Consider the following 19,684-nt stretch of genomic DNA (forward strand, 5'->3'; position numbering starts at 1 on the left):
GATGCATTGAAAATATCGGGCTGAAGCCGGGGCACAAACGCGGTTCGCCGCGCTTTGATTGTTGCGGCACGGACGGCGGCTGAAGACGGCAACACGCGGCTGGGCCCGGCGTCCGAGGGGTACGCCTGTCTGTTCATCGGCAATCACAACCGTTCCAGGATTCCCTGTAAAGGACACGCGGCATGAAGACAATCAATGTGGGGCTTGTGGGCATTACCGGCTATGCGGGCATGGAATTGGCGCGGCTGCTGGCCGGGCATCCCTCCATGCGCCTGACCATGGCCTGTTCCAGGGCCGAGGCGGGCAAACGCCTGGGCGAATTTTATCCCTTCCTGGAACATATGCCGGGCGCGGACGTGATCATCAGCATTTTCGAGCCCAGGGAAGCGGCCCAGCATTGCGATCTGGTCTTCCTGGCCGTTCCCGCGGGCACGGCCATGGATATGGCCGCTCCCCTGCTGGAGGCCGGGGTCAAGGTGGTGGATCTTTCGGCTGACTTCCGCATCCATGACGCCGGGGTATACGAGCGCTGGTACAAGAACGAGCATCACAGCAAGGAGCTTTTGCGCTGGGCCGTCTACGGCCTGCCGGAACTCTATGCCGCGGACATCGCCCAGACCAACCTCACGGCCAACCCGGGCTGCTATCCCACCTCGGTGATTCTTGGCCTGTACGCGGCACTCAAAAACGACCTCATCGAAACCGGGGACATTGTGGTGGATTCCAAGTCCGGAGCCACCGGCGCGGGCCGTAAGGCCGCCGTGCCCACCCTGTTCTGCGAAGTGTCGGACAACTTCCGCGCCTACGGCCTGCCCCGCCATCGCCACACCCCGGAAATCGAGCAGGAAGTTTCCCTGCTGGCCGGACAGGAAGTACGCCTGTCCTTCAATACGCATCTGCTGCCCATGAACCGGGGAATCCTCTCCACCATCTATACCAAGCTCAAGGATCCCGCCGCCAATCTGGACAGCGTGCATGAAGCCTTCTGCCGCACCTGGGAGCGCAGCCCCTGGGTCCGCGTGCTGCCCAAGGGCCGTCTGCCCGAAACCCGCTACGTGCGCGGCAGCATGTTCTGCGATCTCGGTCTGGTGGTGGACCCGCGCACCAACCGCCTGATCATCCTGGCGGCCATCGACAACCTCTGCCGCGGCGCTTCGGGACAGGCTCTGGCCAACGCCAACCTGATGTGCGGCCTGCCCGTGGATACCGGCCTGGAACGTCTCGCGCCCTTGGCATAAATGTAAAACTACTCATATTAGTATGATTACAATGAACAGAGAGAGAGAGAGAGAGAGAGAGAGAGAGAGAGAGAGAGAGAGAGAGAGTTTTCTATTACAATGTTCAATACAGGTGAGTTGACATGCCATTCAGCTCACCTGTATTCTTGTTCCTCTTTCTGCCTCTTGTTGTGCTTACTTGGCACGCTATTCATGCATATTCCAGAGGAAGAGAGAGTATCGGTTTTTTGCTTTTTGCCTCTCTTCTCTACTATGCATGGTGGAAAACTGATCAAATTTGGATACTTCTCACATCCATCGCTGTCAATTATGCATGCGGCCAAGCTCTTTCAATGAGGTCACGGAAGCGTAAAACAATATTCTGGTCTGGAATAATATATAATATTGCATCGTTGGCATTCTTTAAATATGCAAATTTCATAATAAAAAATATCAGTATAACTACCGGTGCGAATATTTCTCTCCTTGAAATCATTCTACCTATCGGTATTAGCTTTTTTACATTTCAGCAAATTGCGTATCTTGTTGATATATACAACGAAAAATATAATTCAAAATTGGAAACTTTTTTTGAATATTTCCTAATTGTGTGCTTTTTTCCGTATATAGTTTCCGGACCGATTATCCGCCATAGTGAAATAGCTCCACAATTACACTTAGAAACGAAAAGCGATGTATATTGGGAAAACATCTTTAATGCCCTTACATTGCTTAGTATTGGATTAGCCAAAAAAGTGCTTCTCGCAGATAATCTCGCCCCTATTGTGCATCACAGCTTTGATCTCACAGATTCACTTACATTTCTGGAGGCCAGCTTCGCCAGTTTGGCATATACCCTTCAGCTTTATTTCGATTTTTCTGGTTACAGCGACATGGCTATGGCCTGCGCGCTTTTCTTTAATATCCGACTGCCATGGAACTTCCTTTCCCCATATCAATCGACAAATATTCAAGATTTTTGGCGACGATGGCATATTACACTTTCACTTTGGCTTAGAGACTATCTCTATATTCCATTAGGTGGAAGTCGTAAAGGGACTCCACGCACACTTTGTAATATTCTTGTAACATTCTTATTGGGCGGGCTATGGCACGGTGCAGCCTGGACATTTGTTCTCTGGGGTGCTCTACATGGCACCGCATTAGTTCTTCACCGTCTCTGGGCGCATGTATGGAAACGTCAGATGCCGCGGTTCTGCGGCTGGTTGTTTATGTTCATCTTTCTTAATTTTGCCTGGACTGCTTTTCGCGTACCCGACTTTAAACGATTTGGAAAATTCTTGGACGCTTGGCTGGGATACAACGGCTTTTGGTTCAGGGCGTCCTGGCGCGAAGCAGCCATCGAGGCAAGTAATATGCCCTCATTCCACCTAATATGTCTTTTTGTCCTTACAGCCCTCTGGATTACTCTTTGCCGGCCCAACTCTTCACAAATCCTCCTCAAGGCAGCAAACTATCGTTTATGGCTTGCAGTTATCCTTACATCCATCAGCGTATTTGCACTGTTAATTCCTCAGACGCACCAAGAATTTATCTATAGCCAATTTTGAGGCTTTACTATGGCAAACACATTTATTGACTATAAAAAATATACCTATAGGTACATTAGGACTGTTTTTATAGTCATTTTAATAATATTTATTTTTTTATTGTCTATTCTATATATAATTGATCCGTTGCAAGTATTTCACAAATCTTTTTTCTATCATAATAGACTCTCTCCACATATGCGTGAACAAGCAGCAGGGATCATCAATAATTATACATTTGATTCTATTATCATTGGCACATCGATGCTGGAAAATACCTCTTCTGGTGAAGCATCACAAAAACTTGGCGGTGTGTTCGTTAATATCTCAATAAGTGGAGGTGATTTTTATGAACGAGCAATTATCCTAAAGTATGCACTTAAAAAAGGCATCAGGCAGGTTATTTACTCTCTTGATACATATTATTTAGACTGTAGAAAGGGTCAGCCTCAATATCCACCTGAGCTTTGGGATTTTTTATATGATGATATTATACTAAATGATTTTAGAATATATTTTACAAAGAAATATTTATTAACCGCTGGTAATCCTAGAACCTTAACCCGACCGGCGGCACTTGATCGTCCAAACGCATGGTTCTGCCAGTATAAAAACCGCTTTGGTGGGCTTGAGAATTGGATAAAGGACTGGCAAAAAGAGGATATGAAAAAATTTTTAACTAAAGAACTTCCAAAATCTGCTATACTTGCTAGTAAAAAAAAGACAAAAAAGATAACTAATAGTTATAAAAAAGTAGAGATAGAAAAGTATATAAATAAATTTATAATAGATATAATATCGCAATATAAATCGACTATTTTCCATTTTATATTTCCGCCATACTATAAATATAGATATGCAACTATGCTTCAAAATGATCCTGAGAGTTTTCTATTACATCAATATGCGATAAATTATATCGTCAATAGGACTCACAAGATGAGAAATGTATATATTTATGGATTTGAAGACCAGCCTTTCACATATGAAATATCAAACTATAAAGATACTGTTCACTACAATGAAGACATTAATAGCTTTTTTCTTGATTCAATTGCTAATAAAAAGTATATATTAACAACACATAATGTCGAGCAATATCTCAAAACATGCTATTTACAAGCTTATAATTTTAACATTGTCAAACTAAACGATGAGGCACAGCGCATGCTGAAAGAAATTCGTACAGAAAACTGAATATTATCAATATATTAATATAATATTTTTTAGCAAGTTCGTATAATATACACAGATGTTGCTAAACATATCCACACGCTTTATGCTTTTCGGGCGAGAGACAAGGGCTCCCTTCTGGACTTGATTGCCTTAAATAGTTATGGGGAAATCATGCAACTGAACACCGCCTTTCAGGATCCCCAACTCTGCCGCGGTCTCCTGCAGCGCCTGGAACGCGCCCTGGACGGGCGCTCCATGCGTTTCATGGAGGTCTGCGGCACGCATACGGTAGCCATTTTCCAGAGCGGCCTGCGCTCCCTGCTGCCCGCCTCGGTCACCCACCTTTCCGGGCCGGGCTGTCCGGTCTGCGTGACGCACGACGCGGAAGTGGCGGCCTTCCTGGACCTGGCCGGTCGGGACAGGGTCATTGTGGCCACATTCGGCGATCTGCTGCGCGTGCCGGGGCCCGGCGGGCGCAGCCTCAAGCATGCCCAGGCCCAGGGCGCGCGCGTGGAAATCGTCTACTCGCCCCTGGACGCCCTGAGTCTGGCCGCGGCCAATCCCAACGACACAGTGGTTTTTCTGGGCATCGGCTTTGAGACCACCGCGCCCACGGTGGCGGCCACCCTGCTCACGGCCCGCCGGCGCAAGATCGAAAATTTCTGCGTGCTTTCCCTGCACAAACTGGTGCCCCCGGCCCTGCGCGCCCTGCTGGACGACGCCTCCTGCGCGGTGGAGGCCTTTCTGCTGCCCGGCCACGTCTCCACCATTCTGGGTTTGCAGCCCTACGGCTTTCTGGCCTCGGAATACCATGTGCCGGGCGTGGTGGGCGGTTTTGAACCGGCGGACATCCTCCTGGCCCTCTGCCTCATGGCCGAACAACTGCGGGACAAGGCCCCGGCCGTGGTCAACGCCTATCCCCGCGCTGTGGACGACACGGGCAATCCCAAGGCGCGCGCCCTGCTGGAGCAGTTTTTCCAGCCCGCCGACGCGCTCTGGCGCGGCTTGGGCCGCATCCCTCAAAGCGGCCTGGCCCTGCGGCCCGAATACGCGGATCTCGACGCCATGGCCCGCCTGGACCTGCGCCTGCCCGAGGTGGCGTCCTTGCCCGGCTGCCGTTGCGGCGACGTGCTCAAGGGGCGCATTGCCCCCCCGGCCTGCCCGCTGTTCGGCAAAAAATGCACTCCGGCCACGCCCGTGGGACCCTGCATGGTTTCCACCGAGGGCAGTTGCGCGGCCTACTTCAAATATTCGGAGCATTGATTGATGGACGATTGTCTCTTGCTGGATGCGGGCAGCGGCGGCCGGGCCTCACAACGCCTGGTGGCGCAGTGTTTTCTGCGCCATTTCGCCAACCCTCTGTTGGAACGCCTGGATGACGCGGCCCTGCTGGATGGTCTGCGCGGCCCCCTGGCCATGAGCACGGATTCCTACACCGTGACGCCGCTCTTTTTTCCGGGCGGCAGCATCGGCAGTCTGGCCGTGCACGGCACGGTCAATGACGTGTCCATGCTCGGCGCGCGGCCCCGCTATCTGAGCTGCGCCTTCATCCTGGAGGAAGGCCTGCCCCTGGACACCTTGGAGCGCGTGGTCGCGGACATGGGCCAGGCGGCCCGCACCGCCGATGTGCAGATCGTCACCGGCGACACCAAAGTGGTGCCGCGCGGGGTATGCGATAAAATCTTCATCAACACCACGGGCGTGGGCGAAATTTTCATTGACCCGGCCCCCTCCGGGCACAGCGCCCGCCCCGGCGACGCGGTGCTGATCAGCGGCGCGCTGGGCGACCATGGCCTGACCGTCATGGGCAGCCGCGAAAATCTCTCCTTTCTCACGGATGTGGCTTCGGATTCCGCGCCCCTGAATCGGATGATCGAGGACGTCATTGCCGCCGCCGGTGAAGTGCATGTGCTGCGCGACCCCACACGCGGCGGCCTGGCCACCACTCTGAATGAAATCGCCGAACAGTCCCAGGTCTGCATCAACCTGGAAGAAGAGCGCATTCCGGTGCATGAGTCCGTTAAAAGCGGCTGCTCCTTCCTGGGCCTGGACCCGCTCTATCTGGCCAATGAGGGCAAGTGCATCTGCATTCTGCCCGAAGACAGGGCCGAAGCCGCTCTGGCGGCCATGCGCGCCTCGCCTTACGGGGCCGAAGCCGCGCGCATCGGCAGCGTGAGCGAGGGCAAGGCCGGGCAGGTGCTGCTGCGCACGCGCATCGGCGGTCAGCGGCTGTTGGGGATGCTGGAAGGGGCGCAGTTGCCGCGCATCTGCTAGGAGCTGTTTCTAAATTGTCCTTTCGCTCTCTGCCTGCGTCAGGCTCGCCCCGTGCGAAGGATGGGGCGAGCCTGACGCAGGCAGAGAGCGAAAGGTCATTAATCAGCGCTTCCCTAAACCAACCGCTCGCCGTCCTCGCCCAGAATGACAAGCCCGTCGCGACCCTCGTGCTTTACATCGTACAGAGCCATGTCAGCCTTCTGAAACAGCTCGTCCATGCCGTGCGTCGCCTGTCCGGCCACTGCTCCGCCGACGCTCAGACTGACCGACAAGGCCCTGCCCCCGGAAGAAAAACCCTTCATCTGCCGCCGCAGGCGGACAATCCGCTCGGTCACCGCCCGCAGTGAGCCGAACTCTTTTATAAAGATCAAAAATTCATCGCCGCCCCAGCGGCAAAGGATATCCTCTTTGCGAAAAGCGGTCCGCATGGCTTCGGCCATAAAGGCCAGCACCTCGTCGCCCACCGCGTGTCCGTAATTGTCGTTGAAGCTCTTGAAAAAATCGACGTCCAGAATCAGAAGCAGACCCTCTTCCCCGCGTTGCGAGGAATGCAGATATTCGTCAATATCCTGTTCCGTGGCCACGCGATTGCACAGGCCGGTCACGGGGTCACGGCGACTCTGGAGAAAGAGCTCCTTGTTCTTGTACTCCATCTGCTTCAGGCGCGTAATATCCTGCGCGTAGGCGAAAAGATATTCCTTTTCCGGCTCAATGGAGTCACGGATCAGAGTCGTGGCGACGACGAAATTGTGGCGGCCGTCCTTGTAGATCACCGTGCAGTTCATGGTGCAGAAACCGTTGTTTTTGCGGATGTGCGGCACCAGATTGGCAAGGTTGAAGTAGTGCAGATAAGCCTCGCGCTCTTCCGGAGCCACGATATTCTCCGCGAACCAGTCGACCTGCTCCTTGAAGGTTCCCTTGGCGACCATATTGCCGGTGTCCGGGGTCACCATGCTGCATGCGCCGCTTTCCAGATCCGCGATGAGAAAATCCTCGCACAGATTCTGGGCCATGAAGCGGATGCCCTCGTCCTGCAACTCGATCTTCTTGCGCTCGTTCAGGCGCGCAACAACCTCTTCGGTATCGTCGTAATAGGCGATAATGACGCTGCGCTTTTCTTCGGAGGCATAGATGAAATTGGCCTTGAGCCAGGCGATTTCGCCGGAAAGTTTGCGCCGCCGGTAGGTAAAGCTGGGCTTTTTCCGGCTCTCCAGCATGGCGGCAATGACAGGCAGCGACATCTTCTCCAGATACTCTTCCCTGTCCTCGGGCAGCACAAAGCGCTCGGCCACGCTGCGCACCTGGACGGCATGATCGCCCTGCTCCGGAATATGCGCGTAGGCGTCGCTGCCCACGTATTTCACATAGCGGCCGGTGGACAGGTCCACGACCATGACGAATTCATAATCGTGCTGCACTATCGTCCGCAGGATATCGACCATCGCACTTCCCCCGGTGATCCGGCAGCCGTTTGAGAACGTGGCAACAAAAACACGTCCGCCGTCAGCGCGTGCCTTCCTCTCCGCCGGTTTTCGACTTCCGGCTTACAATCAATGACATATAGGGCGGCGTGCTGTCCACTGCGGCCACGCCGCGCCGGATATGTTCCTCAGGCTGTTCCACGTGGCTGGCGAGCAGGCAGTCCGCGTCACGGCCCGTGCTTTGCAAGGCTTCGCGGATGGCCGGGAAGTTGCGGTAGGCCTTGAGGATCACCGCTGTGTCCGCATTGTCCAGTTCCGCGGCCAGGTCGTCCCGCCCGTTGATGCCGGGCAGAATGCGCAGCTTCTCGCCGCCTTCGCAGAGCACCGTGCCCGTGCGTGCGGCCGCGGCCTGAAAGGAGGTAATGCCGGGCACGATCGCCACCGGCAGGTGGGGCGCGACTTCCCGCAGGGTGCGCAGCAGATAGCCGAAGGTGCTGTACACCAGCGGATCGCCGATGGTCAGGAAGGCCGCGTTTTCCCCGCCTTCCAATACATCACGGGCGGCTTCGGCGGCTTTGAGCCAGGCCGCGCGCAGAATCCCGGCGTCGCGGGTCATGGGAAATTCCAGGCGCAGCAGGCGCGCGTCCGCGCGCAGATGGGGCCGGGCTGTGTCCAGGGCGGCGGAATAGTCGTTGCGCGGCGAGGCCGCCGCCAGGATCACGTCCACCGTGCGCAGGACGTTCACGGCCCGCAGAGTCAGCAGATCCGGCGCGCCGGGGCCCACGCCCAGTCCGTAAAGAGTTCCGGTCATATCTTGCTCGCTTGCTCGTTGGTTATCAGATGTAATATTCCGCCCGGCACGATAGGAGTTTTGCCCGCCGGCGAGGAGAACAAGCTTTTTCTGCAGCGCAGTGGACTCTTCTGGTCCATGAGCGGAATAAAAAGCGCTGTTCGACAACGTCCAGCGGGCAAAAGAACATCGTGCCTAAGGATGAAGCCAGCGCTCCAACCCCTCCGCCGCCTCCACGGCGCGGGGGCCGGGCCGGGCGAAACGGTCCTCATCCACCACAAGTACCCGTCCCGTGCGCACGGCGCGCAAATCCCGGTAATGGGCGCGCTCGGACAGAGGCTGCGGATCGGGATTCATGGGGCCCTTCTGGATCAGGTAGGCGTCCGGGTCAGCCAGAATCAAGGCCTCCTCGTTGAAGCGCACCAGTTTCTTGTCGTCCGCGACCACGTTTTCGCCCCCGGCCACGGCAATGATCTCATTGACGATGCTGCCTTGCCCGGCGGCCAACAGATTGGGATAGCGCACTTCATAGAAAACGCGCACCGGCTTTTCCCCGGCATGGCGCGCCCGCAGCGTTGCCAGGCGCGCCCGCCAGTCCAGAATCAGCCCGGCGGCCTTCCGCTCGCGTCCCGTGAGACGCCCTAGCTTTTCCAGCACATCGAACATCTTGTCAAAAGAATCCATCTCAAACGTCAGCACATTGATGCCCAGTTTACGCAGGGCTTCGGTCTGCAACAGCGCCTCGCGCCGTCCGGCGAGCTGAAGCACCAGATCCGGCTTCTGAGCCACGATCAGTTCCGCATTGGGCCGCATATGGGTGCCTATGGCGGGCAGACCGGCCAGCTCCGGCAGATGGGCGTCGGCCACGGTGCGCGCCACCAGCAGGCCGCGCGCGTCCAGGGCCAGCAGCAGCTCGTTGTAGGCGCCGTACAGGGCGATGATCCGCTCGGCCGGTTTATCCAGAGTCAGCGTGACGCCCGTGTCGTCAACCACCTCAATGGGAGCCGTCTGAACCGGGGCCGGATTCAGGCCCGTCAGCAGCAGAACCAGCAGCAAAATTGACGGCGCCGTTGCTCCACGGCCCGGAAGCGCGCCCCAGCAGCGCCTGGGGCAGGCCCCAGCGCGGATGCGGAAAAACCCGGATGGGAATATCATACAGGACACTGAGTTTCTCCTCGGTAAAGACCTCGGACACGGGGCCGTCAAAGAGTACCCGGCCGTTTTTCAGGCCCATGAGCCTGGTTGCATACAAGGCGGCCAGATTGCAGTCGTGCATGGCCATGAGCACGCAGGCCCCGGCGGCCCGGCGGCGCTCCAGCAGATCAAAAAGTTCCACCATGCGGGCCAGATCCAGACCGGCGGCCAGCTCGTCCAGCAGGAGCAGCGGGCTCTCCTGGGCCAGAGCCCGCGCCAGCAGCACCCGCTGCAGTTCCCCGCCGGAAAGCTCCCCCACGCGGCGCGCGGCCAGAGCGGCGGCTCCGGTGGCGGCCAGGGCCTGTCCGACGGCGGCGTAGTCCCGCCGTCCGTAGCCGCCCAGCCAGGAGAGGTAGGGATAGCGCCCCAGCAGGACCATCTGACGCACACTCAGGCCGGACGGACATTCCGCGCGTTGCGGCACCACGGCCGCCAGCCGGGCGCGTTCGCGCGGACGCAGGCCATCCAGCGGCCTGTCCGCCAAACGTATGCCGCCGCCCTGGGGCCGCAGCACGCCGGAAATGCAACGCAGCAAGGTGGTTTTGCCGCTGCCGTTAGGTCCCAGCAGGGCCACGCTTTCTCCGCCTCGCGCCGCCAGGCTCACGCCGCGCAGCACGGGCCGCCCGGCATAGCCCGCCGTGAGATTGCGCACGTCCAGCATCGGCCCTTCCACTGCTCTGCTCAGCGGCCTGTCCATTGATCGTGCGCCGGACATCAGCGCCGCCGCACCAGAAGGGCGAAAAACGGCCCGCCCAACAGGGCCGTGACCACGCCCACGGGCAATTCCTGGCCGCCGCCCAGCACGCTGCGGGCCAGGACGTCAGCCCAGACCAGCAGTACGCCGCCGCCGAAAAAGGCCCCGGCCAGCAAAGGGCCGTGCCCCGGTCCCAGCAAAAGGCGCAGCACATGCGGCACTACCAGGCCCACAAAGCCGATCACTCCGGCCACGGCCACGCAACCGGCGGTCATGCAGCTGGCCCCGGCCAACAGCCAGAAGCGCGCCCGGCCCACATTAAGGCCCAGTTGCGCGGCCTGCTCGTCGCCCAGCGAAAGCACGTCCAAGGCCCGCCAGCCCAGACCCACGGCCAGCAGACCGGGAATAAGGGTCGCCAGCAGCAGGGGCAGACTGTCCCAGCCCCGGCCTTGGAGCGAGCCCAGAATCCAGAACACGATGCTGGTCACGGATTCCTCATTGAGAGCCTTGACCAGGGCCACCAGGGCCCCCAGAAAGGCGGCCACGGCAATACCCGCCAGAATCACGCTTTCGCGGCTGAAATCCCCCTTGCCCCGGCCCAGCCAGAGCGCGCCGCACAGGGCCAGCAGGGCCCCGGCCAGAGCGGCGGGAGCCACCAACCCGGCCTGGGTCACTCCCGCCGCATGGCCCAGAATCCGCCCCAGCCACAGGCCGAACCCGCCGCCGACGCCGCCCAGGGCGATAGCCATGCTGGCGCCGCAGGCCGCACCGGCGGAAATGCCAAGAGTGAAAGGATCGGCCAGGGGATTGCGCAGTACGCCTTGCAGGGCCACGCCGGCCACGGCCAGCGCGCCGCCGCAAAGTGCCGCCAGACAGACCCGCGCCAGACGGATCTGCCCCACTACCAGGAGTTGGGAGGCGTCCACCGGAGCGGCGGCCAGGCCCAGGCTCGCGGCCAGCGCGCGGAAAACCTCATTCACGCCCAGCGGGAACGGCCCCGGCAGACAGGCCAGCGGCAGGGAGCATAGCCAGAGCGCCGCCAGCCCGGCCAGGGCAAGGCAAAGGGACCGCGCCCGGGGCGGCCGGGAAAGGGCATCTATGTGCATATCATATGGGGCTATGCGGACAAAAAAAGCCTCTTCCATACCTGGAAGAGGCCCGTATTTCCTCTGCCTGACCGGCAAAAACCCGTTGCCGGAGAACATCTCACGCCAGAGCAATGCACTTTTTCAAAGTTAAGCTGCTCCAGGAGCGCGAAAATGGGCACGGCAGGTCTTCCGGCTTGATCCCCTTGCCCCGGCCTTCCCGTTTCCAGTGGCACAAAATGGGGCGCGGTTTGCGGATCTCACGGCGGCGGGTCCGCTCCCGTTTTACACGGGATTCCCTTTTCAAGCCGTTCCGCGTTGCTCCGCCGGTCCGGCTACCGTTGCCAGAGGCACATTAGGCGCGGCGCGCGGCCCTGTCAATGCGGCCGGACAGATGCATCTGACTCCAGCTTTTAAGGCATCTTATTTGCCGGGATTATCCGTCAAAACCGGCCTGTTCGACGTTGGCGGCGTCATCCGGCGTTTTTGCCGCTCACGTACTTGAGTACAGCCCTGCTCTTGATGCCCGTAAGGCTCGCCCGGCTCGCCAACGGGCACGGCCCTTTGGGCCGCCTTTCGGTCGGTTTCCACGCAAAAAAGCGCCATTTTCCTTGCCAACGCCGAAGAATCTTAGTTTTTAGAATTCTCCCGGCACCAGCCATCCGCCTGCGCTTCGCTCCGGCGGAGCAAAGGTGGCTTTGCCCAACTCTTGGGAAAGAGTATATGATAAATACCAATATATTGAACCAGCTGTATAAATTAAATGAACTTTTATACGCTTGCCCAAGGTAGACGCGCGACGGATCAGCCTCAGGCCGTGGTCCAGATCAGGCTGGCCTGACGGCCGGACCTTTTTTCACGCCGGTAAGAGAAGAACTGTCCGTTGTTGGAAGCCGTGCAAAGATCCAGGCCGTAGATTTGGCGCTCCGGCAGACCGGCTTGTTGCAACTGCCGGCGGGTCAGGCCCCAGAGATCCATGGTCCGCGTTGCCGGGTCGAACCAGGGCCGGAAGTCGTCGCTCCATTCCCGCTCGAAGTTGACGAACTCCGCCCGTCCCGGCCCCAGGCTGGGTCCGCGCACGGCCAGCAGGTCGCAGGGTTTGAGATCATAGCGCGCGCAGAAGCGGGCCACGCCCGTACCCGGGAAATCGCAACGGTTGCCCCGCCAGCCCGCGTGCAGGGCAGCCACGTATCGACCGCTCTTGTGCGCCAGCAGAATGGGCTGGCAGTCCGCGGTCTTGATCAGCAGGCCCAGGCCGGGCCGGGACACGGCCATGCCGTCGCCGTCCGCCGTGGACCGGGTTTCGCAGGCCACGGCTTCCGGCTCGAAGAGCAACACGTCGCCGTGCACCTGATTGAGCTCCGCCCAAGCCGTGAGACCGTGCGGCTGCAAGGCCGCCAGCAGGTCGCGGCGGTTGCCCGTTACAATATCCGGGTCGTCCTCGGTGCTGAAGGAAATATTGCCGCCGTCATAGCCGTTGCGGTACACGCCGCCGGGGATGGCGGCTCGGACCTGAAAGGCGCAACGGACATTCTCAAGACCGGGAAACTGAAAAGGAATGTAGCTTACAGACACAGAAACTGCTCTTCCGTGCAGAGATATTGCACGCGTTGATCCCACTGTTCCAGGGGCAGATTTTTGGCAACCTGGAAGGCGAAGCACAGGCCCACGCGCGGGCAGGCCAGTTCGCTGTCCAGAAAACGGTCATAATACCCTCCGCCGAAGCCCAGGCGGCCGCCGTGCAGGTCAAAGGCCAAGCCAGGCAGTACCAGCAGATCCGGCTTAAAGGCCTTGCCCGCCCCTTCCGGCCCGAAGCCCGGCAGCCCGTCCTCGGGCTCGCGCAGGCCGAAAGGGCCGGTCCGCAATTGTTCCGGCCCCGTGCAGGCCACGAAGTCCATGATCCCCGCTTCGCCGGGCCGCACGCGCGGCAGCCAGACCGTGCGCCCGCTCTTCCAGGCGGCGTCCAGCAGCTTGTCGGTGGACAATTCGCCCTTGAGGGCCACATACAGCGCCACGGAATGCGCATTGCGCCAGCAGGCGCCCTCAATCAGCCGTTGCTGGGCCTCCAGACTGCGCGCCCGCGCCAAACCCGGCGGCTGGCGGCTGCGCAGCTTGCGGATATGCTCCCGCAGGGCGGCCTTGCGCGCCGCGACGGGTTCCTCGGACATGGGGGATTCGGGAGATGTGGGAAGCATGGCGGCTCTTTCCATCCGTGGCGAGTTATGGCAGGATTGCGACACCATTTTTATAACAAAGGATAGGACGCCATGCCAAGCGCCGATACGCAGGATTACCTCTGGATAGCCGTGGGCGACATCCACGACGACCCCGCCTGTTTCCATCGGATTCCGGAACTGGCCCAGGCCGACGGGATCATCGTCACCGGCGACCTGACCATCACCGGCGGCGTCAAGCAGGCCGAACTGGTCATGGAGGTTCTGCGCGCCCACGACCTGCCGGTCTGGGCCCAGATCGGCAACATGGACCGGCCTGAAGTGGATGCATGGCTGAGCGAGCAGGGCTGGAACCTGCATACCGTAACCCGCGAACTGACGCCGGACACCGCCATTTTCGGCGTGGGGGCCTCCACGTTCACGCCCTTCGGCACGCCCAGCGAATTTCCCGAATCCACCTTCGCGGCATGGCTGGACGCCTGCTGGCAGCGCGCCCGGCGCTATCCGCATACGGTGCTGGTTTCCCATAATCCGCCCAAGGATACGGCCTGCGACGTGATTCCCGGCGACGTTCATGTGGGCTCCACGGCGGTGCGTGAATTTCTGGAAGAAGCCCAGCCCGACATCTGCCTCTGCGGCCATATCCATGAAGCCAGAGCCGTGGACCGTGTGGGCCGTACCGTGGTGGTCAACCCCGGCGCGCTGGCCCAGGGCGGCTACGTGCTGCTGCGCTCCAACTCGGGGCGGCTGTCCGCGGAACTGCGAGTGTTGGAAAACTGCTGACACTTCGCGCCCGGCTCCTTCCTCCCCGCCCTGTTCTGAAAGCGGCTGGAAGCGAAGGCCGGGCGGCCCTTCTTGCATATTTTCACAAAAGACGTATTATAGAGCAGATTAACTCTGAGATGTCACAATTTCAAAGTTTTGAAGACGCCCGCTCCGGCACATCACAGCGCAAATAAGTCGCGCTTATGCCTTGTGGCGGGCGGCTGCCTTCGCAGCCAGCAGAGCAATTTCACTTTGAAACGGCTCTATATAAAATAAGGTCCGGCATGTCCGCGGCAATTGCGCGCCTGTAACGGCGCTGCTGCCGCAGTGCTCCACGCGGCGTTCGACAGGCCGGGCTCACAAATTTTTTCGCGGCGCTGTTTTTCAGATTGCCGCCAGAAGGATTTTCATGACTACTGACCAGGATTTTCCCGTGGCCGCGTCTCCGGCTACGGATGGCGCAAGCCAGGACCGTTCCACTGTTGCTTCCCCTGTTTCCCCCGCACCGGCGGACTCCGCCGTTTCCAGCGAAGCCCCCGCTCCCAAACGCCGTACTTCTTCCCGCAGCACTAAAAAACCGGCCGCCAAAACAGCACGCGCTCAGCCCCCAAAAGAGCCCGACGTGCCGACGGCTGGCGGCAAGACCACGGAAAATGCCGACACCGCAGCCGCCCCCAAGGCGCGGGGCGGCAGGCGCACGACTGCAAAAATCCCGGCCCAAGCCCCTGAAGGCGGCGAGGACAGCCCGGCCAAGGCCAAACGTGCTCCGGCCCAGCGCACGGGCAAAGGCCGCCGCAGCGCCACGGCCAAAACCGGCAGTGCTGAAACCGGCGCAGAGGCAATTCAGGCGGCGGCCCCACCGCAAGCCCCGGCAACCGGGGAGAGCCCTGCGGAAACACCCGATAAGCCTGCCAAGGCCGCTCCCAAGCGCGGCCGCAATAACACGACGCGCGGCAGCCGGGCGAAAAAGGCCCCGACATCCCCAACGTCCATTGACGTCTCCGCCGCCCCTGCCGAAACCGACACGCCATCGTCTCAGGCTGAAAGCCGACAGACCGCTCCCACGGCTGGCGCCACGACAGCCAAGGCTCCCAAAGAAATTTCCCGGCCCGAGAGTCTCCCGCCGAAAGGGGTGGAACAGGTCGAGGCCTCTGTGGATGCCGAAGAAGCCGCCCCCGGAAACGAGGACGACGGCAACGCTGACGCTCCCCGGCGTAAAAGTCGGCGCGGACGGCGCGGCGGTCGCGGGCGCAACCGCAAAAATCGCCAGACCGCCACGGACGAGATGAGCGAGGATGATGCCGCAGCGGACGAAAACATGGACGACGCGGCTGTGGAACGCACGGGGGATGCCGACGACGAAGCTTTTGACGAGGTTGACGCCGCTGCCGAAGTTCCCGTTGCCGAAGGCGGCGTGCCCGCCCCCAAGGGGCGCGGCAAGAAGGGCAAGAGCGTCCAGAACGCCGAGGCCGAGGACAACAAAAAAACCACAACTCGCGCCACGGCGGCCAAGGCCAAAACCGGCGCGGCCACGGGCAAAAAGCGGATGTTCATTAGCGTGTTGCCCGGCGAACAGGTGGAAGTGGCTCTGGCCGAGGAAGGCTGCCTGCTGGAATACTACCTGGACATGCTCCACCAGCGCAAAATCAAGGGCAATATTTACAAGGGCGTCATCCACAACATCGACACCAATCTCCAGGCCGCTTTTGTGAGCTACGGCGCGGGCAAGAACGGCTTTTTGCAGATCGACGAGATCCATCCCGAATACTGGCTGGCCCATCACGAACCGGCCAAAGGCAAGAAGTTCCCGCCCATCCAGAAGGTGCTCAAGGCCGGTCAGGAAGTGCTGGTGCAGGTGGTCAAGGAGCCCACAGGCAACAAGGGCGCGTTTCTGACCACCTGGCTCTCGCTGGCCGGGCGTTTTCTGGTGCTCACGCCTGGGCAGGAGCAGATCGGCGTTTCACGCAAGGTGGAAAATGACGAGGAACGCGCCCGCCTGCGCGAGATGATGAACGGCATCGACCCCGGCCAGGGTCTGGGCGTCATCGTGCGCACGGTGAGCGCCGGCACCACCAAGACCACCCTGAAGAACGATCTGCAGTATCTGAAGCGCCTCTGGCGCGACATCCGTAAAAAAGCCACGGAAATATCGGCCCCGGCCCTGATCCATCAGGAGCCCGGCCTCTCCGAACGCGCGGTGCGCGACTACCTCACCGACGACGTCTGCGAAATCTGGGTGGACAACGAGGAAGTGGCCCAGGGCATCCGTGATACCGTCAGCCTGCTTTTCCCGCGCAAGAAAGATCTGGTGCGCCTGCACGGCGATATCCGCCAATCCATGTGGGAGCGTTTCAATCTGCGCCGCCAACTGGACCAGATCTATTCCCGCGAAGTGCTTCTGCCCTCGGGCGGCCGGTTGGTCTTTGACCAGACCGAGGCGCTCATGGCCGTCGACATCAACTCGGGCAAAATTTCCGGCAAGGGCAATTTTGAGGCCATGGCCTTCAAAACCAATATGGAGGCCGCCGAAACCATCGCCCGCCAGCTCAAGCTGCGCGACGTGGGTGGCCAGGTGGTCATCGACTTTATTGAAATGCGCGACAAAAAGCATATTCTGGATGTGGAGAAAACCCTGCGACAGGCCATGAAAAACGACCGCGCCCGCCACGACGTGGCCCGCATGAGTTCCTTCGGCCTGTTGGAGCTGGTGCGCCAGCGCATGGGCTCTTCAGCCCTTGCTATCACCATGGAGCCCTGCCCGGCCTGCGGCGGCACGGGTCAGCGCCGTAACCTGGAATGGCAGGCGTTGCAGGGACTGCGCGAGCTGCGCCGCATGCTGCGCGCCACCAACGGCGAAAAGTGCACCTTTGAAGCCACGCGGGAACTGGGCCTCTATCTGCTCAACCACAAGCGCGACAGCCTGCGCGAAATGGAGCAGGACTTCGGGAAATGCCTGGAAATAGCGATCCGTACCTAGAGCGGATTAACTTTGAGAATGCCATTCTCAAAGTTGACGCTGCCTTCAGCCTATCGTTGCTGTCGTCATCCGTAAGCCGCCGGCGGCAACGGCTGACGCGCGGCGGGAACGCGGTCCCGCCCTGGCTTCCGCCGTGGGCGTCCGCTTTCGCAGCCGCCGGAGCAAAGTAACTTTGAAAAATTACTTTGCTCTGGAGCCGAAGCGTGGGGACAAGAGCCTGCTGCTGCACGTCTGCTGCGGGCCGTGCGCCATCATGCCCATCACCCGCCTGCTGGACGAAGGCTTTGCGGTCACGGCCTGGTTCATGAATCCCAATGTCCAACCTCTGGCCGAATATCTGCGCCGCCGCGAAGCCGCCGGAGAGTGCGCGGCGCGTCTGGGCGTGGATATCCTGTACGCGGACGAGACTTGGGACATCGCGGCATGGTTGCGCGCCGTGGCCGGACGGGACGAAGCCCCCGCGCGTTGCGCCTATTGCTGCGAAAGCCGCGTGGAAGCGGCGTTCGTCAAGGCCGCCTCTCTGGGTTTCGCCTGGGTCAGCACCAGCCTGCTCTACTCCCGTTACCAGCCGCACGAGGTCATTGCGGCGGCGGGCCGCCGCTTGGCCGCGCCAAGCGGCCCCGGCTTCGTCTACCGTGACTTCCGCACGGACTGGCAGGCAGGCATCGACCGCTCCAAGGACTGGGGGCTGTACCGCCAGCCCTACTGCGGCTGTGTGTACAGCGAGGCGGACCGCTACCGGAAAAAACTTGAACGCTGCAAAAAAGAGGCGGCCAAGCACTGATTTTTACAAAATCACATAGATTTTTACAGAAATCTATATTTTCGCTTGACCTCGCGGGCGCTTTTCCGTAAAAAGTTTTTTGCCTTCAGCGATCCCCGATAGCTCAATTGGCAGAGCGGGTGACTGTTAATCACTAGGTTGGCGGTTCAAGTCCGTCTCGGGGAGCCAAAAAAATTAACCCCTTACGATAATATGTCGTAAGGGGTTTTTCTATGGGGCTACCACCGGGCTACCACGCGAAAAGAAAGCAAGTGCAATTGAGTGCAAAAAAGTGTGGCAGGCAGTCGTTACCGTAAAAAGCCCCCGCCATCTCTGACGGGGGCCGGTATCCGGTAGGCTGAACTTTCAGCTCAGATCTACCTATTCTTCCAAGTCTTCCGGCAGCGCGCCAGCCCTGGCGATAGCTATCAGCATGGCGGTGAGCTGCGTCTGGTGGTGTATAGATGCAAGCATATCGCGGGCGGCCTGGAATTGCTCATGGGCCTGATGCTCAAGCCGGTTAAGAATCAAACTCCATGCTGTGCTGTTACTCCCGGCAAGAAGGCCTCTGGCTGCGATTTTTGCGGCGTGGTGGTATTCGTTCAACGTGTGCCCCAGCCTTTCAATATCCCCGCACACTGCTTTTTTTTCATTTTGCAGGATCGAAGAGGTATAAATCTTGGCGGGGTTGATCTTATCCGGCAGTGGGGCGGGCTCCGGTATCAGCTTATCGCTGATCTGATCCAGCAGGGACAGCAAGCGTTCCTTCGTCTGTGCTTGGGCATCGGGTTCCGCCTGTTCGGACAGCCAGGCCACGGCAGAGGGATAGAGCGCCGGGGTTATGCCCTTGATATCATCCACGCCCAAGGCTTCCGGCAATTCATGAAGCAGTTCATTGCGGCGGCGGTTGCGCTCCTTGCCCCTGAGGCCGTCAAGCCGGGCTTCGATCAGGGCGTGGAGGGCGGCGCGCTGGGTTTGGGTAAGGCTGTCTCCGGGCTGAGAATTAACGGGCTTGGCAGGAGAAGGCACCTGGGAATAGGCGTTGTTCTGGGCAGGGGCGGGGTTGGTTTTGGTGCTCATGGTGCATCCCCCTATCTGTTGCCCAGAGCGCCAGCCAGCATTTTCAGAGCCAGGGCGGGGTTTTTCTCCCGCTCAAGGCTGCCTGACGGCAGCTCCGCCGCCCTGAATAATGAGTAGAAAATAAATTCGCTCATAACTTCCCATGCCGGGAACTGTACACGTCTGAGATCAACCCGCTCCAAAATCTCAACATGCAACTCGTCTATTTCCTTCATGACATGGCGGTTGAGCTCTTCCACACGTTGCGCCGCACGATCCAGGGCAGCCAAATCGTCCGGGGACAGGGAGAGCAGGGGCGCGGAAACAGGCAGGGCTTCGGACGGGATGGTGGTCGGGTTGTCGGTGGGGAGCGTGTGTGCCGACGCGGGCAGGGTATGGATCTGGTCCATCCTGGACTTGTTCAGTGAATGCAGAGTGGCACGCCGGGCTTGAGGAAGGCGGCCGCCGGGTTGGGGCTGGGCATCGTTCTGGGCAGGGGCGGGGTTGGTTTTGGTGCTCATCGTCAATTCTCCTTTGGGGTGCCC

The 19,684-nt window shown here is 59.5% G+C and carries 17 protein-coding genes, 1 tRNA gene and 1 riboswitch; of the genes, 9 read left to right on the forward strand and 9 right to left on the reverse strand.

From position 1 onward, the window contains the following. Positions 1–182: 182 nt before the first annotated feature. From argC to hypE, 5 genes are all read left to right on the forward strand, one after another. A complete protein-coding gene (argC, locus tag AXF13_RS08815; RefSeq protein ID WP_008685080.1) occupies positions 183–1,238 on the forward strand; it encodes an N-acetyl-gamma-glutamyl-phosphate reductase in 1,056 nt (351 codons plus the stop codon). Between the two features lie 122 nt (positions 1,239–1,360). After that, positions 1,361–2,788, forward strand: coding sequence for an MBOAT family O-acyltransferase (locus AXF13_RS16025; RefSeq protein WP_083522036.1), 1,428 nt, complete (start codon positions 1,361–1,363; stop codon positions 2,786–2,788). 9 nt (positions 2,789–2,797) lie between these two features. Continuing rightward, the gene (locus tag AXF13_RS16720) at positions 2,798–3,964 is read left to right on the forward strand and encodes a hypothetical protein (RefSeq protein WP_150116136.1); all 1,167 of its coding nucleotides are present in this window, start codon (positions 2,798–2,800) and stop codon (positions 3,962–3,964) included. 150 nt (positions 3,965–4,114) lie between these two features. Continuing rightward, positions 4,115–5,206: a hydrogenase formation protein HypD gene (hypD, locus tag AXF13_RS08825; RefSeq protein ID WP_062252675.1), complete on the forward strand. Its 1,092-nt coding sequence runs from the start codon at positions 4,115–4,117 to the stop codon at positions 5,204–5,206. Between the two features lie 3 nt (positions 5,207–5,209). Beyond that, positions 5,210–6,217: a hydrogenase expression/formation protein HypE gene (gene hypE, locus AXF13_RS08830; protein WP_062254792.1), complete on the forward strand. Its 1,008-nt coding sequence runs from the start codon at positions 5,210–5,212 to the stop codon at positions 6,215–6,217. Positions 6,218–6,330: 113 nt separating this feature from the next. Here the strand turns inward: hypE and AXF13_RS08835 are convergent, their stop codons facing one another. From AXF13_RS08835 to AXF13_RS08865, 7 genes are all read right to left on the reverse strand, one after another. Then, positions 6,331–7,659: a GGDEF domain-containing protein gene (locus AXF13_RS08835; RefSeq protein ID WP_062252678.1), complete on the reverse strand. Its 1,329-nt coding sequence runs from the start codon at positions 7,657–7,659 to the stop codon at positions 6,331–6,333. A gap of 61 nt (positions 7,660–7,720) precedes the next feature. Next, positions 7,721–8,449: a precorrin-2 C(20)-methyltransferase gene (gene cobI / locus AXF13_RS08840; protein ID WP_008685085.1), complete on the reverse strand. Its 729-nt coding sequence runs from the start codon at positions 8,447–8,449 to the stop codon at positions 7,721–7,723. 174 nt (positions 8,450–8,623) lie between these two features. Then, positions 8,624–9,484: an ABC transporter substrate-binding protein gene (locus AXF13_RS08845; RefSeq protein ID WP_062252680.1), complete on the reverse strand. Its 861-nt coding sequence runs from the start codon at positions 9,482–9,484 to the stop codon at positions 8,624–8,626. Continuing rightward, positions 9,423–10,283, reverse strand: coding sequence for an ABC transporter ATP-binding protein (locus tag AXF13_RS08850; protein ID WP_062252681.1), 861 nt, complete (start codon positions 10,281–10,283; stop codon positions 9,423–9,425). Before AXF13_RS08850 ends, AXF13_RS08845 begins: the two co-directional genes overlap by 62 nt. Before the next feature lie 53 nt (positions 10,284–10,336). Then, positions 10,337–11,422 (reverse strand): FecCD family ABC transporter permease, encoded by a 1,086-nt coding sequence (locus AXF13_RS08855; protein WP_062254794.1) that lies wholly within the window; start codon positions 11,420–11,422, stop codon positions 10,337–10,339. Positions 11,423–11,566: 144 nt separating this feature from the next. Continuing rightward, a riboswitch (cobalamin riboswitch) is annotated at positions 11,567–11,759 on the reverse strand. 452 nt (positions 11,760–12,211) lie between these two features. Then, entirely contained in the window at positions 12,212–12,976 is a 765-nt protein-coding gene (locus tag AXF13_RS08860; protein ID WP_062252683.1) for a purine nucleoside phosphorylase YfiH/LACC1 family protein, read from the reverse strand. Continuing rightward, entirely contained in the window at positions 12,967–13,596 is a 630-nt protein-coding gene (locus tag AXF13_RS08865; RefSeq protein WP_062252686.1) for a 5-formyltetrahydrofolate cyclo-ligase, read from the reverse strand. Before AXF13_RS08865 ends, AXF13_RS08860 begins: the two co-directional genes overlap by 10 nt. A 72-nt stretch (positions 13,597–13,668) precedes the next feature. Between AXF13_RS08865 and AXF13_RS08870 the strand changes: the two genes are divergently transcribed. The 4 genes from AXF13_RS08870 to AXF13_RS08885 all read left to right on the forward strand — a co-directional run bounded on the left by AXF13_RS08870 (position 13,669) and on the right by AXF13_RS08885 (position 18,269). Continuing rightward, positions 13,669–14,358 (forward strand): metallophosphoesterase, encoded by a 690-nt coding sequence (locus AXF13_RS08870; RefSeq protein ID WP_008685093.1) that lies wholly within the window; start codon positions 13,669–13,671, stop codon positions 14,356–14,358. A gap of 604 nt (positions 14,359–14,962) precedes the next feature. Beyond that, a complete protein-coding gene (locus tag AXF13_RS16730) occupies positions 14,963–17,317 on the forward strand; it encodes an Rne/Rng family ribonuclease (protein ID WP_223299889.1) in 2,355 nt (784 codons plus the stop codon). 172 nt (positions 17,318–17,489) lie between these two features. Continuing rightward, positions 17,490–18,101: an epoxyqueuosine reductase QueH gene (locus tag AXF13_RS08880; RefSeq protein WP_062252688.1), complete on the forward strand. Its 612-nt coding sequence runs from the start codon at positions 17,490–17,492 to the stop codon at positions 18,099–18,101. Between the two features lie 92 nt (positions 18,102–18,193). Next, positions 18,194–18,269: transfer RNA gene (locus AXF13_RS08885), tRNA-Asn, on the forward strand. A gap of 192 nt (positions 18,270–18,461) precedes the next feature. Here AXF13_RS08885 and AXF13_RS08890 read toward each other — a convergent pair. Further along, on the reverse strand, positions 18,462–19,160 hold the full coding sequence (locus AXF13_RS08890) for a hypothetical protein (protein ID WP_062252690.1): 699 nt from the start codon (positions 19,158–19,160) through the stop codon (positions 18,462–18,464). Between the two features lie 11 nt (positions 19,161–19,171). After that, the gene (locus AXF13_RS08895; RefSeq protein WP_062252692.1) at positions 19,172–19,660 is read right to left on the reverse strand and encodes a hypothetical protein; all 489 of its coding nucleotides are present in this window, start codon (positions 19,658–19,660) and stop codon (positions 19,172–19,174) included. Between the last annotated feature and the right edge of the window lie 24 nt (positions 19,661–19,684).

Source organism: Desulfovibrio fairfieldensis, assembly GCF_001553605.1.
Lineage (GTDB): Bacteria > Desulfobacterota > Desulfovibrionia > Desulfovibrionales > Desulfovibrionaceae > Desulfovibrio > Desulfovibrio fairfieldensis.

Bases quoted from the DNA above. Each gene is read 5' to 3' on its own strand.
- AXF13_RS08870 (WP_008685093.1), top strand. From the start codon at position 13,669: ATGCCAAGCGCCGATACGCAGGATTACCTCTGGATAGCCGTGGGCGAC.
- AXF13_RS08855 (WP_062254794.1), bottom strand. From the start codon at position 11,422: ATGCACATAGATGCCCTTTCCCGGCCGCCCCGGGCGCGGTCCCTTTGC.
- AXF13_RS08890 (WP_062252690.1), bottom strand. From the start codon at position 19,160: ATGAGCACCAAAACCAACCCCGCCCCTGCCCAGAACAACGCCTATTCC.
- cobI (WP_008685085.1), bottom strand. From the start codon at position 8,449: ATGACCGGAACTCTTTACGGACTGGGCGTGGGCCCCGGCGCGCCGGAT.
- AXF13_RS08850 (WP_062252681.1), bottom strand. From the start codon at position 10,283: ATGCTGGACGTGCGCAATCTCACGGCGGGCTATGCCGGGCGGCCCGTG.
- AXF13_RS16720 (WP_150116136.1), top strand. From the start codon at position 2,798: ATGGCAAACACATTTATTGACTATAAAAAATATACCTATAGGTACATT.
- AXF13_RS08865 (WP_062252686.1), bottom strand. From the start codon at position 13,596: ATGCTTCCCACATCTCCCGAATCCCCCATGTCCGAGGAACCCGTCGCG.
- hypD (WP_062252675.1), top strand. From the start codon at position 4,115: ATGCAACTGAACACCGCCTTTCAGGATCCCCAACTCTGCCGCGGTCTC.
- AXF13_RS08895 (WP_062252692.1), bottom strand. From the start codon at position 19,660: ATGAGCACCAAAACCAACCCCGCCCCTGCCCAGAACGATGCCCAGCCC.
- hypE (WP_062254792.1), top strand. From the start codon at position 5,210: ATGGACGATTGTCTCTTGCTGGATGCGGGCAGCGGCGGCCGGGCCTCA.
- AXF13_RS08835 (WP_062252678.1), bottom strand. From the start codon at position 7,659: ATGGTCGATATCCTGCGGACGATAGTGCAGCACGATTATGAATTCGTC.
- AXF13_RS16025 (WP_083522036.1), top strand. From the start codon at position 1,361: ATGCCATTCAGCTCACCTGTATTCTTGTTCCTCTTTCTGCCTCTTGTT.
- argC (WP_008685080.1), top strand. From the start codon at position 183: ATGAAGACAATCAATGTGGGGCTTGTGGGCATTACCGGCTATGCGGGC.